14 protein-coding genes and 2 pseudogenes are annotated in these 13,108 nt (G+C 66.7%); 7 read left to right on the plus strand and 9 right to left on the minus strand.

The window, feature by feature from the left end; all coding sequences use genetic code 11:
* The coding region (locus ON33_RS09450; RefSeq protein ID WP_040857563.1) for a TetR-type transcription factor C-terminal domain-containing protein at positions 1 to 903 on the minus strand (903 nt) is incomplete at its 3' end.
* Between the two features lie 127 nt (positions 904 to 1,030).
* Between ON33_RS09450 and ON33_RS09455 the strand changes: the two genes are divergently transcribed.
* The 4 genes from ON33_RS09455 (at position 1,031) to ON33_RS09470 (ending at position 5,610) form a co-directional block, all read left to right on the plus strand.
* Positions 1,031 to 2,239: an acyl-CoA dehydrogenase family protein gene (locus ON33_RS09455; protein WP_040857565.1), complete on the plus strand. Its 1,209-nt coding sequence runs from the start codon at positions 1,031 to 1,033 to the stop codon at positions 2,237 to 2,239.
* Positions 2,236 to 3,258 (plus strand): phosphotransferase family protein, encoded by a 1,023-nt coding sequence (locus tag ON33_RS09460; RefSeq protein ID WP_040857566.1) that lies wholly within the window; start codon positions 2,236 to 2,238, stop codon positions 3,256 to 3,258. Before ON33_RS09455 ends, ON33_RS09460 begins: the two co-directional genes overlap by 4 nt.
* Positions 3,255 to 4,001 carry an SDR family NAD(P)-dependent oxidoreductase gene (locus tag ON33_RS09465; protein ID WP_040857553.1) on the plus strand — a complete coding sequence of 249 codons (747 nt, stop codon included), beginning with the start codon at positions 3,255 to 3,257 and terminating at the stop codon, positions 3,999 to 4,001. The genes ON33_RS09460 and ON33_RS09465 overlap by 4 nt, the downstream gene beginning before the upstream one ends.
* Positions 4,002 to 4,647: 646 nt before the next feature.
* On the plus strand, positions 4,648 to 5,610 hold the full coding sequence (locus ON33_RS09470; RefSeq protein ID WP_040857554.1) for an ATP-dependent DNA ligase: 963 nt from the start codon (positions 4,648 to 4,650) through the stop codon (positions 5,608 to 5,610).
* A gap of 350 nt (positions 5,611 to 5,960) precedes the next feature.
* Here ON33_RS09470 and ON33_RS09475 read toward each other — a convergent pair whose 3' ends face one another.
* The 3 genes from ON33_RS09475 to ON33_RS41050 form a co-directional block, all read right to left on the minus strand.
* Positions 5,961 to 6,449: a CinA family protein gene (locus ON33_RS09475; RefSeq protein ID WP_040857556.1), complete on the minus strand. Its 489-nt coding sequence runs from the start codon at positions 6,447 to 6,449 to the stop codon at positions 5,961 to 5,963.
* 205 nt (positions 6,450 to 6,654) lie between these two features.
* Complete coding sequence (locus ON33_RS09480; RefSeq protein ID WP_040857557.1) at positions 6,655 to 7,050, minus strand: DUF2267 domain-containing protein; 396 nt, start codon at positions 7,048 to 7,050, stop codon at positions 6,655 to 6,657.
* A gap of 187 nt (positions 7,051 to 7,237) precedes the next feature.
* Positions 7,238 to 7,408: a hypothetical protein gene (locus ON33_RS41050; RefSeq protein ID WP_157184458.1), complete on the minus strand. Its 171-nt coding sequence runs from the start codon at positions 7,406 to 7,408 to the stop codon at positions 7,238 to 7,240.
* 298 nt (positions 7,409 to 7,706) lie between these two features.
* Between ON33_RS41050 and ON33_RS43195 the strand changes: the two are divergent.
* Positions 7,707 to 7,940 (plus strand): annotated as a pseudogene (locus tag ON33_RS43195) (DNA topoisomerase IB-related protein); the annotation flags it as partial.
* 52 nt (positions 7,941 to 7,992) lie between these two features.
* Here ON33_RS43195 and ON33_RS09485 read toward each other — a convergent pair.
* The 5 genes from ON33_RS09485 to ON33_RS09505 all read right to left on the minus strand — a co-directional run bounded on the left by ON33_RS09485 (position 7,993) and on the right by ON33_RS09505 (position 11,217).
* Positions 7,993 to 8,601 carry a UdgX family uracil-DNA binding protein gene (locus tag ON33_RS09485; RefSeq protein ID WP_040857558.1) on the minus strand — a complete coding sequence of 203 codons (609 nt, stop codon included), beginning with the start codon at positions 8,599 to 8,601 and terminating at the stop codon, positions 7,993 to 7,995.
* A complete protein-coding gene (locus ON33_RS09490; protein ID WP_051151837.1) occupies positions 8,598 to 9,236 on the minus strand; it encodes a flavodoxin family protein in 639 nt (212 codons plus the stop codon). Before ON33_RS09490 ends, ON33_RS09485 begins: the two co-directional genes overlap by 4 nt.
* A gap of 422 nt (positions 9,237 to 9,658) precedes the next feature.
* Positions 9,659 to 10,399, minus strand: a complete 741-nt coding sequence (locus ON33_RS09495) for a metallophosphoesterase family protein (RefSeq protein ID WP_040857559.1) — start codon at positions 10,397 to 10,399, stop codon at positions 9,659 to 9,661.
* A gap of 21 nt (positions 10,400 to 10,420) precedes the next feature.
* Complete coding sequence (locus tag ON33_RS44365; RefSeq protein WP_040857561.1) at positions 10,421 to 10,675, minus strand: BON domain-containing protein; 255 nt, start codon at positions 10,673 to 10,675, stop codon at positions 10,421 to 10,423.
* Positions 10,672 to 11,217 carry a nucleotidyltransferase family protein gene (locus ON33_RS09505; RefSeq protein ID WP_245550447.1) on the minus strand — a complete coding sequence of 182 codons (546 nt, stop codon included), beginning with the start codon at positions 11,215 to 11,217 and terminating at the stop codon, positions 10,672 to 10,674. The genes ON33_RS44365 and ON33_RS09505 overlap by 4 nt, the downstream gene beginning before the upstream one ends.
* A 150-nt stretch (positions 11,218 to 11,367) precedes the next feature.
* Here ON33_RS09505 and ON33_RS44370 point away from each other — a divergent pair, with 150 nt between their 5' ends.
* Both ON33_RS44370 and ON33_RS42705 read left to right on the plus strand, forming a co-directional pair.
* Positions 11,368 to 11,925, plus strand: coding sequence for a sigma-70 domain-containing protein (locus ON33_RS44370; protein WP_083868782.1), 558 nt, complete (start codon positions 11,368 to 11,370; stop codon positions 11,923 to 11,925).
* 923 nt (positions 11,926 to 12,848) lie between these two features.
* Positions 12,849 to 13,108, plus strand: a pseudogene (locus tag ON33_RS42705) (SRPBCC family protein); the annotation flags it as partial.

Raw genomic sequence — 13,108 nt, forward strand, 5'->3', positions numbered from 1 at the left:
CCGAGCAACTGTCGGCTGTCTGCACGGTAGACCCAGGAGACCCAGGGCGAAATCGGCGTATTGGGTGGCGATGTGTTCGGGGGAGGTGGGCCCGTCGAGGCGGAACCATTGTGGCAGTGCGGTGCACATGGTCGCGATGGCCCGTCCGGCGACGTGCGCGTGGTCGTGGGGCCGGCCCTGTTCGGTTATCGCGGCGGTGATGAGTTCGTCGAGGAGGTATTGAATCTCATTGCGGGATGCGGCGATTCGTCGGCGGTTGGTGGGGGTGAGGCTGCGCATCTCGCTGGCGCCGATGAAGGCGAGCCGGCGGCGGTGGGTATGGAACAGTGCGAGTGCTTCGACGGTGTTGACCAAGCGCTGTAGCGCCGTGGTGCCTTCGCCGCGGGCGGCGCCGACGCGCCAGTGCAGTTCGTCCATGGTCAGGTCGAGAGCTCGGACGAGGAGTTCTTGTTTGTCGCGGTAGTGGTGGTAGACGCCGGGCACGCTCATCCCGGCACGTTCGGCGATCGAGCGCATGGTGGCGCCGTGATAACCGGTTTCGACGAACGAGTCGATGGCCGCGGCGAGGACGGGGTCCAGGGGCAGTGGCGGGAAATCGCGCCAGGCGCGCACGGGTTGCTCGTCTCGACCTGTCTCGGTGCGTTCTCGGGTCAGGTGTGTCCGGTCGGGTGGCGCCGGCGAGTCGTGCTCACCGATGAGCCACGGCACGGTGGTGCCGAACTCGGCCGCCAGGGTGTGCAGGCGCGGCACCGATACGCCGGTTTTGCCGTTCTCGATGGCGCTGAGGGTGGCCGGGCTGACGCCGATTCGCTGAGCGGCCTCCCGCAGCGAAAGCCCGGCGGCCGTCCTGGCTGTTCTGAGCCGGGCCCCGATCGTGTGTCGAACCTGTTCCGCGCGTGTCACACTGTTCAGTATATCTGAACACCAATGATTCGCTCATTGTTGCGTTGACAAGTGCAAACATTGCATGGCACTGTCCTTTTCAGTCAGGAGCCGAGCGATCGTTCGGCCACTGAGGTGAGGAGTGCGTGTGACGATCGAGTTGTCCTATTCGCCCGAGGTCCGCGAGTTGGCCGAGCGTACGCGGGAGTTCGTGCGGGCGACGGTGTTGCCGGTGGAGGATTCCCACGGTGGTGACATCGAGTCTGCGGGCGGGGACAAGGTTCGGGTAGAGCTGCAGCAGGCGGCGCGGGACGTGGGGGTCTTCGCACCGCATGCGCCGGTGGAATACGGCGGACACGGCTTGGGCATGTCGGATCGCGCTCCGGTCTTCGAGGAGGCCGGGTATTCGCTGTTCGGTCCGACCGCGTTGAATATCGCGGCGCCCGACGAGGGCAACGTGCACATGCTCGCCCATATCGCGAACCCGGAGCAGAAGCAGCAGTATCTCGAACCGCTCGCGCGCGGCGATGTGCGCTCGGCGTTCGCGATGACCGAGCCCGCGCCGGGTGCGGGCTCGGACCCGGCGGCGCTGACCACACGCGCGGTACGCAGCGAGGGTGGCTGGCGGATCAATGGGCACAAGTGGTTCATCACCGGTGCCGACGGGGCGGGCTTGTTCATCATCATGGCGCGCACCTCCGGTGAACCGGGCCAGCGTGGCGGCGCGACGATGTTTCTCGCGCCGGCCGAGACTCCGGGAATCCGGGTGCAACGTCATATCGATACCCTGGATCGGTCGATGATCGGCGGTCATTGCGAGGTGTTCTTCGACGATGTGCTGGTGCCGGATTCAGCGGTGCTGGGCGCGGTCGATCGCGGTTTCGAATACGCGCAGGTGCGGTTGGGGCCGGCTCGGATGACCCACGTGATGCGCTGGCTCGGCGCCGCTCGCCGCGGCCACGATGTCGCGGTGGCGTATGTGGCCGAACGCGAGGGTTTCGGGTCGCGGCTGGGCGATCTCGGGATGATCCAGAAGATGATCGCGGACAACGAGATCGATATCGCCGCCACTCGGGCGCTGCTGATTCGGGCGTGCTGGGAACTGGACCGTGGTGAACCTGCCGCCAATGCCACCTCGATCGCGAAAACCTTTGCTGCCGAGGCGATTTTCCGCATCGTCGATCGCAGCGTGCAGATGTGCGGTGGGCTCGGGGTTTCCGGCGATCTGCCGTTGGCGCGGCTTTCGCGTGAGGTGCGGCCGTTCCGGATCTACGACGGGCCGTCCGAGGTACATCGGTGGGCGATCGCCAAACGCGCGGTCGGCGCCGCCCGGCGCGCCCGCCCGGACGTGCGATGAATCTGCCCGGTATGAATGTGGCCGCGCTGCAACGGTTTCTGCGCGAGCAGGGCCTGGACGTGCGCGGCGAGCTGCAGGTCGAGCTGATCAGCGGCGGACGGTCCAATCTGACCTTCGTCGCCCACGACGAGGTGTCGCGGTGGGTCGTCCGGCGGCCCCCGGTCGCCGGTCTCACGCCGTCGGCGCACGATATGGCCCGCGAATTCACCGTGACCCGGGCACTGCAGGAATCCGCTGTGCCGGTGGCGAAAACGGTCGCTTTCGATGCCGAGGGAACGGCGCTGGGCGCGCCGGCGACCGTGGTCGAATTCGTCGACGGAGCGGTCGTTCGCGATCGGGACGATCTCGCGGCGTTCACCGACGATCAGGTCACCGCCGGTGTGGGCGAGCTGATGCGGGTGCTTGGCGACCTGCACGCCGTGGATCCCGCCGCGGTGGGGCTGAGCGAGTTCGGGCGCCCGAGCGGGTTCGTCGCCCGGCAGGTGAATCTGTGGGCAGCACAATGGGATCGCGTCAAAACGCGCGAACTGGCCGACGTCGCCACACTGCGTGCCGCGCTGGCCGACGCGCTGCCGCCCGAGTCGCCCGCGGCGATCGTGCACGGCGACTTCCGCATCGACAACACCATCGTGGACCCCTCGGATCCGGCGAAGATTCGTGCCGTCGTGGACTGGGAGCTGTCCACCCTCGGCGATCCGCTTACTGATGTCGCGCTGATGTGCGTGTACCGGTCCCCGGCATTCGATCTGGTGCTCGGGACCCGGGCCGCGTGGACGAGTGAGCGGCTGCCGCACCCCGACGCTCTCGCACAGATGTATGCCGTCGCGTCCGGTCGCGAACTGGTCGACTGGGGTTTCTATATCGCACTGGCCAACTTCAAGCTCGGCGTGATCGCCGAAGGCATCACCCATCGAGCCCACCGCGGATCCGACGCCGGATCGGCCGCCGAGAAGGCGGCCGAGGCGACACCGGAATTCATGGCGGCCGGGCTGCGCGCGTTGAAAGGAGACCGGAATTGAGTGAGGCATCGAAAACGGCCCTGATCACCGGCGCATCCCGCGGAATCGGTTTGGGAATCGCGGAACGTCTTGCCCAGCAAGGGTATTCGCTGACCATCACCGCGCGCGACGCCGACCGCCTGAATACGGTCGCGGACCGGTTGCGTACGGCCGGTGCCACGGAGGTCACCCAGGTGGCGGCCGATATGTCCGACGTCGAGGGTGTGGGCGAGGTGCTGGTCGAACATGAGCGCCGCTTCGGTGCGATGTCGGCCCTGATTCTGAACGCCGGTGTCGGCTATGCCGAACCGATCGCGGACGCGTCGCTGCGCCGGTTCGACAGAACATTCGCCGTGAACCTGCGTGCCCCACTGCAACTCATCCAGGGTGCCCTTCCGCTGCTGCGCACCGCGGCGGCGGCCGAACCCGATCGGGGCGCGAAGGTGATCGCACTGTCCTCGATCACCGGCGTATATGCCGAGGCCGGGCTGTCGGTGTACGGGGCGGCCAAGGCCGCACTCGTCTCTCTGGTCACGACCCTCAACGCCGAGGAATCCGCGAACGGTGTCACCGCCACCACGATCGCACCCGGCTACGTCGACACCGATATGAGCGCCTGGATCCACGACCGGGTCCCCCCGCAAGAGATGTTGACGGTGAACGACGTGGTCGAAATGGTCGACTCTCTGATGCGGTTGTCCGCCCGCGCGGTGGTCCCCAACATCGTCATGTCCCGCGCCGGAACCGACGGCTACCGCGCGTAGCCGCGGTCGGCGATGCGGGCGAGTTTGTCGATGCGCCGGAATGCGGTTCGAAACCGGCCGGCGCATGGATCACCGCCAGTCGGCGCCGCTGTCGGGGTGTCGCAACGGCTCGTCAAAGTTCATGGTGAGCCGTGCCGGAGTCGCATTGATCCAAAAGCCCTACGGCAGCGACGGTTCGGCCGTGCTGAGGCCTGCAGCTGTTTGCTCATCGTGCGGAATCTCAATCGCATGGACGATCGGCAGTCCTCTGTCGATCGAAGCCGATCGGTCGGCATTGATCCAGGCTGTTGCCGAATCCTGGCCGCTGATAGGGTATTTCGAGCCACCGCCGCTGTTTGATGGGTCGGCGATAACCGGACGGCACCGGCGTGGACGCCTATGTCTCCTGAGGTGTGCGGCTGCTGGCGATGCGGGCCCGGCCCGGCGGCGCGAAGCGCGACAGTGGCGCCACTGGCCTGAGGACCGGACGGCGCGCCGAGCTCATCGAAGAGTCGCAGTCGTCTGCGTGGACCGAGGGCTTCGCGCAGCGCTTATCGGGCCCGGACGCCCGTGCCGCCCGCCCCCACGCCACTGTGGCCCTCGGCCGGGAAGAAGCCGACCAACATAATGTGACCGTTCGGTTTGTTATGTCGGTACGCTACTGGTCATGGTGCGCGTTCCCTTGCCGATGCTCGCCACCGCCGGACCCGCTCCCGCCGACGACGACCGCCGGTACGCCTACGAATGGAAGTACGACGGAATCCGCTGCCTGGCATGGATTTCCGACGGCGTGTGCCACATGGTCAGCCGCAACGGCAACCCCCTCAACGCAGCCTTTCCCGAGATCGCCCACGCCCTGCTCGCCCTGGCCGCCGGGCGGGAGATGACCCTCGACGGCGAACTCGTCGCCTCCGACCAGCTGGGGGTGCCGCAGTTCTCCCGCATCGGCCACCGCCTGGGCGTCACCAGACCGAGCCCGGCCCTGATTCACGCGATGCCGGCGCAGCTCTACGTGTTCGATCTTCTGGGTTTCGCCGGCCGGGACCTGCGTGGGCTGACCTATCTCGAACGTCGCGGACACCTCGAACGGCTGGCACTGCCGCACGGCCCGCTGCTGCTGTCACCGTTCTACCGCGACATCCCGGTCTCACGGATGCTCGAAGTCGCCGCCGAACACGACATCGAAGGCGTGATCGGCAAACGCATCGACTCGGTCTACAAGGCGGGACGCTCAGAAGATTGGCGGAAATTGCCCTTGCGCCGTGCCACCGAGGCAGTAGTGGTCGGCTGGCTACCCGGCCATCACAGCAGCGAAGTGTTCGGGTCCCTGCTCCTGGCCGCCCACGACCACGACGGCCGGCTCGTCCTGCTCGGAGCCGTGGGGTCGGGATTCAGCGACACCGCCCGCCGTGTCCTGCAACGCGAACTTCTCGCGCTGGCCGCCCCGACGCCGCCGGTCACCGGCCCGATCCCACCCTCGATCGCCGCCACCGCCCACTGGGTCCAACCGAACCTCATCGGCGACATCGCCTACCGCGAAATCACGCCCGCCGGCCAGCGCCACCCGTCCTGGCGCGGACTGCGATTCGACCGTTCACCAGACGAAATCACGGTTCCCGAACACGGCTGACCTCCTTCCGCGCAGGTGGTCGGCGATCGTTTCGTCGAACACCGCGTGCGAGCGAACCCGGCGAATCGGCGAGAGCTGGGCCGGCCCAAACCGCCGGACCCAGCGATTCGATCAGCGAACGCCAGCGAGGTCAGCGCCCCTGATGGGTGTGGTGACCGCCTTCGGCATCGCGAATCCTCCTTCGAGGTCGGTGCTTTCATGTGGTGGGCGATCCTTGCCGCCGCTCACATTCCCTTGCCTACCCGAGTGTTCGATGGCGTAATCGGTTGCCCGGAAAGAAGTTTCCGACGCCAGTTCGCGTGGTTTCCCACTGCGCAACTATCGCGGTCGAGCGCCTTTCGGTCGAATAGCTATGCACCACATCGATTTTCGCTGGGTTCCTGCAGTGCGTCGAGGATCATGCACAGCGCCGCTTCGATTGTCTGTTGCACTACCTGCTCGGGCGTGCCATGGAATAGCTCATGTCGAGCGCGGATACCGCGGGCGCTGTCCACCGCCAGCCAGACAGAGCCTGCGGGCTCACCATCCTGTGAATCCGGACCACCCACCCCGGTCACCGACACGGCAATGTCGGTGTCGAGCAACTCACGCACGCCGCCGGCCATCGCCGAAGCGGCGACCTCCGAAACCGCGGGGGCGTCGGGCATTCCCAGCACCCGCTGTTTTACAGCGGTGCTGTAGGCCACGACCGCGCCATGCAGCCAGGCCGAGGAGCCGGGCGCTGCGCCCAATGCCGCGACGAGCCTGCCGCATGTCAGCGATTCCGCGATCGCAACGGTGTGGCCGGACCGCGTGGCTGCGGCAGCCACCTGCCGTGCGTAGTCATCGATCGCAGACATCGGGCTGCTCCTCTCGGTCGAGTATGCGATCTTGCCGGTGGCGTACCCAGTTTCCGCACATCACACGCTCGCAACTGTTGGCGGTCGCCGCCGCACCGAACAGCCGAGGCTCAGGAAGATCGATCGGATCGCCCGCCCCGCAACCCGACTGTCCACTCAGGTCTGCGAGGGGCCCCGGCACCTCGGCCGGCCGTGGCCGCGGTGCTCACCTCGGAGACGGAGGTTCCGGTTCCTGCTCGGCGGTCAGCAAGCTCACGACGTCGGCGCCCAGCTGGGTGGTGAGGTCAGCGAAAAAGTCCGGATCCTGGGTCCGCAGGACGTTGAGCACGGCCCAGGTCAGGCGGCAGGCCCGCGTGGGCGCGACCTCGAGGCGCCACCCGACTTCAGCGATCACATGGGTGGCATCGAGTGGATGGGGGTTGCCGAATGGCTCCATCGACTCCTCCACCAGACCCGGCAACTGTTCGCCGTATTGATGCCGTACCAGGGCCGGAAGACACCGGGCGCAGGCGCTCAGGACGGCCGTGACGGCGGCGCTGGCCTCCTCGCGGGTGAGTTCGGCTGACTGTTGCACGGCCTCGATGATCTCGTGACACTTCATGGGGGTTCCACGGTGCTGGCGATCTCGATCTCAGCTACTGCTGATCTTTCTCATCGTACTTGGCTCGTGGCCGCGGCAATCGTAAGAAATGGTTGACCCGCGCCCGCCGAATCAGGTGCAAATGCAGGGCCGCATGCCACAGTTGTCACCCACCCTGGCAGCAGCTTTTCTTCATAGCCGCAGCCGGTCAAACCGCCCCGCCACTCCGGGGATCCATCCCGCCCAATCCCTGTGGCGATTCGGTTTCGCCGTCCGTTTGGTGATCGGTCGTCACATTCTCGTGTTCGTCCGCGAAATCGGCCTCGTCATCGTCGTCGAGATCCGCGCGCTCGCGCGGGTCGCCTGTTCTGCTACCCATGTCTGCTCCTCCTTCACAAAATGCCTCGAATACACATCCTGGAGATCGCGAATCTGATTCCGTTGCAATGGATATCGAAGCCGTACCCTCCGACGGCCGCCGAGCTCGCGTACGAACCTGTGCTCGGTGAGGTCGCTGTACCCTGGCTCCAGCGCCCTAAACGAGCAGGTCACCAGGTTGTTTTCGCCGCAGCGGGGTATCCGGCCACAGCACACCGAAACCGCGGCCAGGAGGCGTCATGTTCGACCACCGCGCCGACCGGCAGCCGCCGGCGCCGCGGAGATACTGAGCGGGCCCGATGCGGCTGCGGCGCAACACCATCGACGGTGCGGGCATCATCCGCCGGCGACGTGGGCGCGGGTTCTCCTACGCCACCACCGCCGGCCAGGTGGTGCGCGACGAGCAGATCCTGGATCGCGTTCGTGCCCTGGCGATTCCCCCGGCTCGGCGCGGGGTGTGGATCTGCCCGCATCCCAACGGTCATTTTCAGGCGATGGGGCGAGATGCCGCGGGTCGCAGACAGTATCTGTATCCACCCTCGACGCCGATCCACTCGAAGAGGCAGCCGACCCCCGCGCGACCCGTCAGGGGCGGGCCAGTCTCGGAGTGATCGTCTTCAGATCTTCGACGAACTCGGTATAGGCGCGGTCCCGCTCGGGGCTGCGGAGCACCGATGCCGGGTGCACAGTGACGAGCACCAGATAGCCGGCATGCGGGATGAAGCGCCCGCGTTCGGCCGTGACTCGGAAGCTGGGCCCGAAGAGTGCCTGGGCCGCGATACTGCCCAGGCAGACCACCAGTCGCGGCCGAATCGCCTGGAGCTCGGCTTCGAACCATGGCGTGCAGGCGACGACTTCGGTTCGGTTGGGCTGCTGATGAATTCGTCGCTTGCCGCGCACGGCGTATTTGAAATGCTTGACGGCGTTGGTGACATATACCTGGTCGCGGTCGATTCCGGCGTCGGCCAGCGCGCGATCGAGCAGTCGCCCGGCCGGTCCGACGAAGGGGTGTCCTTGCCGGTCCTCCTGGTCGCCGGGTTGCTCGCCGACCATCACGATGTCGGAATCAGGTTGTCCTTCACCGAAAACCGTTTGTTCGGCGAACCGGTAGAGGGCGCAGCCGTGGCAGTTCCGCGCGGCTTTCCGCAGTCCGGTCAGGTCGGCGTGCGGGGGAATGAAGTCGGCGGCACTCACGGTGCGGGGTAGTTCTGTTCGGACAGCAGGCGGGCCAGGTGGGCGGTGTTGCGGGCCAGGGTGGCGGTGGTCTCGGCGACCGCGTCGGGGTCGGCGGGCAGGTCCCGGTAGTCGGTGCTGCCCATGGCCTGATCGTTCCAATGGGTGCAGCCCTGGGCGGGGATGGTGAAGCCGATGTCGTCGAGGCTCTGGAAAAGGTCGGCGACGAGCTTGTGAGCGCCGTCCTCGTTACCCACGACCGCGGCGACGGCTACCTTCCCTGTCATGGCCGGTCGGCCCGCTGCGTCGGTGTCGGAGAGTTCGGCATCGAGGCGTTCGAGCACCCGGTGAGCCACCGACGACATGTGCCCGACCCAGGTCGGGGTCGCGATGACCAGGATCTCCGAGGCGAGAATCTCCTCGCGAATAGCCGGCCATTGGTCTCCTTCTCCTTCGTCGGCGCTGATTCCCGGACGGACGTCGTAGTCGACGACCCGCACGACTTCGCCCTCGACGCCGTGCTCGGCGAGCCGATCGAGGATCCGCCGGGCCATCAGATCGCTACTGGACTCATGAAGTGACGGCTTCAGCGTGCACACCAGGGCGACGGCGTTCAGCTCAGGGCTCGACGATGCGGCGGTTGTCGATGCGGCCATTGCCACTCCGATCTCTCGAGGGTGTCGTCGTTGAGCGGTTACCCCTGCAATCGCGCGGTAACCGGTCGGCGCCGGCTCACGGGCTCTCGCGGATCGTCGGCCGAGTCTGCGGCAGAGCAGGTGTTCTGATCACCGTGGGGACGGTGCTGCGTGTCGTGCTCGCCGCGCATGAGGCCCTGCTGCTGCGGGCGTGCGAATTACAGCGATGACCACCAGTGATGGGGGAGTGATCGAACACAGCCTCGGCTGGCATTTCGTGGAAACGCTGACCGATTCGCTGTCGGTCAGCAGCGGGCACCCTGCATGTGGATGTTCGGTCGCTGTGGAGTTCAGCCGGTTCCGGAGCGAAGGGCACAAGGCGTCACAGACCCGGTCGGGCGGTGAACTTCGCGATGCTCGACGCGACCGAGACGGACTACGAGTCAGCCGCGCAAAGTCAGCCCCGCAACAGTATTCGGATGGAGTTCGTAGACCGCGTAGGCCGCGCCCAGTACCGGTTGAGCGACATTGCGGACCGGTATGCCGCTGGGCGTCTGGCCGTGCTGGGTGCCGGCGTGGGCGTGGCCGTGCAGGGCCAGGTCGGCGCCGGCCGTGTCTATCGCCTCGCCGAGCAGATAGGAGCCGAGGAAGGGAAAGATTTCCCGAGGCTCGCCGACCAGCGTGGCCTCGATGGGGGAGTAGTGGGTCAGCGCGACACGGATATCCGTGTCGAGCGCATCGAGCGCGATGTGCAGAGAATCGGCGAGATCAACGGTGTGCGAAGCGAATTCCCGCATCAGGGGTTCGCCGAAGACGCTCGCGCACCGGCCCGCGAAGCCACCGCCGAAGCCCTTCGTGCCGGCGATCCCGAGGACTGTCCCGTCTATGCCTAATGCGACGCCAGTGCCCTCGAGGACCACGATCCCGGCATCGGCGAGGACTGCGGCCACTTCGCCCGCGGCATCCGCGTGATAGTCGTGGTTACCGAGCACTGCAACCACCGGGATCCCGAGCCCGGAGAATTCGCGGGCGGCGACTCGGGCTTCGGCCACGGTGCCACACTTCGTCAGATCCCCGGCGAGGAGCAGGACATCGGCGTGCCGGTGCAGATCCTCGAGTGCGGGGCGGTACAAGCCCCGTGAATCGGTGCCCACATGAACATCGCCGACGGCAGCTATACGCATGTGCCACTGTCCTTTCCGAGATCACATTCCCAGCGTTTCGACGGTTCCCGGGATCTCCCGCGGGGTCACACGAACCTCGTTGCGGATTCGGGATTCGGGGAGTTGTTCACGGACAACGAGTTCCACCTGGCGTCGGCGCTCTTCGGTGGCCACGGCGCCGGTCAGCACGACGGTGCCGGCCCGCAGATAGACCTGGACACCGAGTTCGGAGGTGCGGGGATCCTCCGCGAGGGCGCGATGCACATGCGCGGTGTCGTAGTGCGGAAGCTCGGTCATGAGGACACTCCGATCACGTCGAGATCGGCCAGCAGGCCGAAGAATGCGCGGGCGTAGGGCGAGTGCTCGGTCTGCACGCGTACCTCGGTCCAGTCGACCTGTTCGCGAAGGTCGCGTGCGATCCGTAGCAGCGGCGCCAGGTCCAGCCGGTGCGCGTTGAACACCAGCATCTTGTCGATCATCAGGTCGGTCCCGCTGATGACCGGGGCCACCGTGGACCCGACGCGCATGACGTCGGCGCGATCCAGCATCTCATCGGTGACTTCGCGGCAGTTGGGACGATAGATCAAGTCGATGAGGACGTCCCGGTCGTACGCTTTGGTGAGCCAGTCCTCCGGCGGCTCGGCAGCCCGCAGACCGCCTGCGACCAGCGCGCTGCGCGCCCGGGAAACGTCAGCGGGCTTGATGAAGAGATCCACGTCGTGGTCCGACACGGGGCCGCCTCGGGCGTACACCGCGCAGCCGCCGGCCACCGCGAACCGAATATCGGTCTGCGCGAGCGTGTTCACCGCCCGTGTCAGCGCGTGTAGCAGCCTGTCCATCGAGATGGCCATATCGGCGCGATACCCGCCGGAGCGACGGTCAATCGCCGGCAGGCGGCGCGGCAGTTCATCGACGCAGTTCAATGGTGCGTGCGTCCGCCGATCGAGTGTCCCGCCATCCCGAGCAGCCAGGCTGCCACCCCGACGAACATGCGCGGCTCCCGTTTCCTGTCCTTCGCGGTCCCGACCATCATGGGTGAGGTTCGCCGCTACTTCCGTGACAGCACCTGGGCGGTGCGGGTGCCGCGACGGGTCAAGGAGACCCAGGTCCGGCTCGGCGTCGCCATCGAAGCGCTCGCCCAGCGCCTGGGGCGGATGCCGAAGGCTCGCGAGCCGGCCGCCGAACTGGAGGTGGACGAGGGCGAGCTGACGCAGGCGTTGCTGGCCGCCAACGCCTACCAGAGCAGCTCTTTGGAGGCGGCGTGTCCCGATGACGGGGAGAACGCTCCGCTGGCGATGCTGGACGCGCTGGGGGCCGAGGAGACGGGCTACCAACCTCGCGGTTCGCCCCCTCATTGTCTTGAGAAATTCATGAGAGGTGTTGCCGTACAACCGGATTCGTCGCGGCCCGATCTCGGTTCCTTGGTGCGGGCGGGGAGGAGAGCGACCTTCGGTAGGCCGTTCGGCGATTTCTCGACATCGCAGACCGGCCGGGATCGTGTCTCGGGGTGTGTGGTGACCGGTCCGAATTCGTTATGGGCGCAGTGATTGCCGGGCGCAATCCGGGGCATGGCTATCCAGTGTGGTCGTTTGCCGATCGATGGCCCCCGACACCTTGCCGCCCGGCTCCCGACGGCCTACCCCACGCGCGCTCACACTGGCAGAAGACCAGGTTCGCCTGGCCGATCGCGGTTGGGTCCATCCCGATTGCGGCGGACAAGGAGGGTGGTAGCGGGGCGTACGCTATGAAGAGGTTATTCGCAATATGGCCTGCCCCACTCATTGGGGCGTCATCGCTCGACCGACCCGAAGCCGTATCGGTGCAGTGGTAGTCGAGCAAGCAAGGAGTAAGCCATGAAAGGTGGCACAAGAATAGCTATAGGGGTGGGCATCGGTTACGTGTTGGGTCGCACGCGCAAGATGCGTTTCGCGTTGTCGCTGGCGGGTGCCGCGATGGCGAAGCGGTCTTCGGGAATGCCCGGGGAGCTGCTGGAGCGGGGGACTTCAATGCTCAAATCGTCTCCTGAACTGGCCCAGCTCAGCGACACGGTTCGCGGCGAGTTGGCGGGTGCGGTCCGGTCTGCAGCTGTGACCGCCGCGACCAATGGCATCGACGCGCTGAACACACGGCTGCAGCAGGGCCCAACCCCTGATCGAGATCGGTCGCGTGAGGCGGATTCGGGCGAAGACCAGGCTGGTGAGGAAGCCTCCTGGGACACCGGAGAAGCGTCTGCCGGCGAAGACGCGGATGTCGAGAACCGGACCGAGTCCGGGACTGGCCGCGACGACGAGGAGCACGGGGAGCAGCCCACCGCGCGGGCGCGGGCAGCCAGGCCGAGAGCGACACGCTCGCGGACAACGGCCGCCAGGACTGCGGATCGTAGGTCCGGGTCTGCGGCCTCGACGGTGCGACGGCGTTCTCGCGCGGAGACCGACGGGGCCCCCGTGCACCGCACGAGGAGGTGAGATCGATGTCGAAGGCGTTGCGCGACAAGACCGATGGAGTTGGCAAGGTCGCGGCCGACACTGTCGGCCGAGTTGCGAAAACCGCGACCCGCGCCGGAGAAACCGCGCAGCAGACAGTTCGTTCGTCCGCCCCGACGGATTTGCTCCAGCAGTCCGTGCAAACTCTCGCTGGGACTCTGGGCGAACGCGCGGTAGCGGGGTTGTCGAACCGGGTATCGCGCACCGCGGAACGGCTCAACGACTACGCGGACGGGAGAGGCGGGAG

The organism is Nocardia niigatensis NBRC 100131 (assembly GCF_000308655.1).
Classification (GTDB): Bacteria; Actinomycetota; Actinomycetes; order Mycobacteriales; family Mycobacteriaceae; genus Nocardia; species Nocardia niigatensis.

What these genes read in the sequence shown, in the direction of transcription:
- ON33_RS44370 (WP_083868782.1), top strand. Translation starts at nt 11,368, where the DNA reads ATGCGCGGCTCCCGTTTCCTGTCCTTCGCGGTCCCGACCATCATGGGT.
- ON33_RS09460 (WP_040857566.1), top strand. Translation starts at nt 2,236, where the DNA reads ATGAATCTGCCCGGTATGAATGTGGCCGCGCTGCAACGGTTTCTGCGC.
- ON33_RS09495 (WP_040857559.1), bottom strand. Translation starts at nt 10,399, where the DNA reads ATGCGTATAGCTGCCGTCGGCGATGTTCATGTGGGCACCGATTCACGG.
- ON33_RS09470 (WP_040857554.1), top strand. Translation starts at nt 4,648, where the DNA reads ATGGTGCGCGTTCCCTTGCCGATGCTCGCCACCGCCGGACCCGCTCCC.
- ON33_RS09490 (WP_051151837.1), bottom strand. Translation starts at nt 9,236, where the DNA reads ATGGCCGCATCGACAACCGCCGCATCGTCGAGCCCTGAGCTGAACGCC.
- ON33_RS09505 (WP_245550447.1), bottom strand. Translation starts at nt 11,217, where the DNA reads ATGGACAGGCTGCTACACGCGCTGACACGGGCGGTGAACACGCTCGCG.
- ON33_RS44365 (WP_040857561.1), bottom strand. Translation starts at nt 10,675, where the DNA reads ATGACCGAGCTTCCGCACTACGACACCGCGCATGTGCATCGCGCCCTC.
- ON33_RS09475 (WP_040857556.1), bottom strand. Translation starts at nt 6,449, where the DNA reads ATGTCTGCGATCGATGACTACGCACGGCAGGTGGCTGCCGCAGCCACG.
- ON33_RS09480 (WP_040857557.1), bottom strand. Translation starts at nt 7,050, where the DNA reads ATGAAGTGTCACGAGATCATCGAGGCCGTGCAACAGTCAGCCGAACTC.
- ON33_RS41050 (WP_157184458.1), bottom strand. Translation starts at nt 7,408, where the DNA reads ATGGGTAGCAGAACAGGCGACCCGCGCGAGCGCGCGGATCTCGACGAC.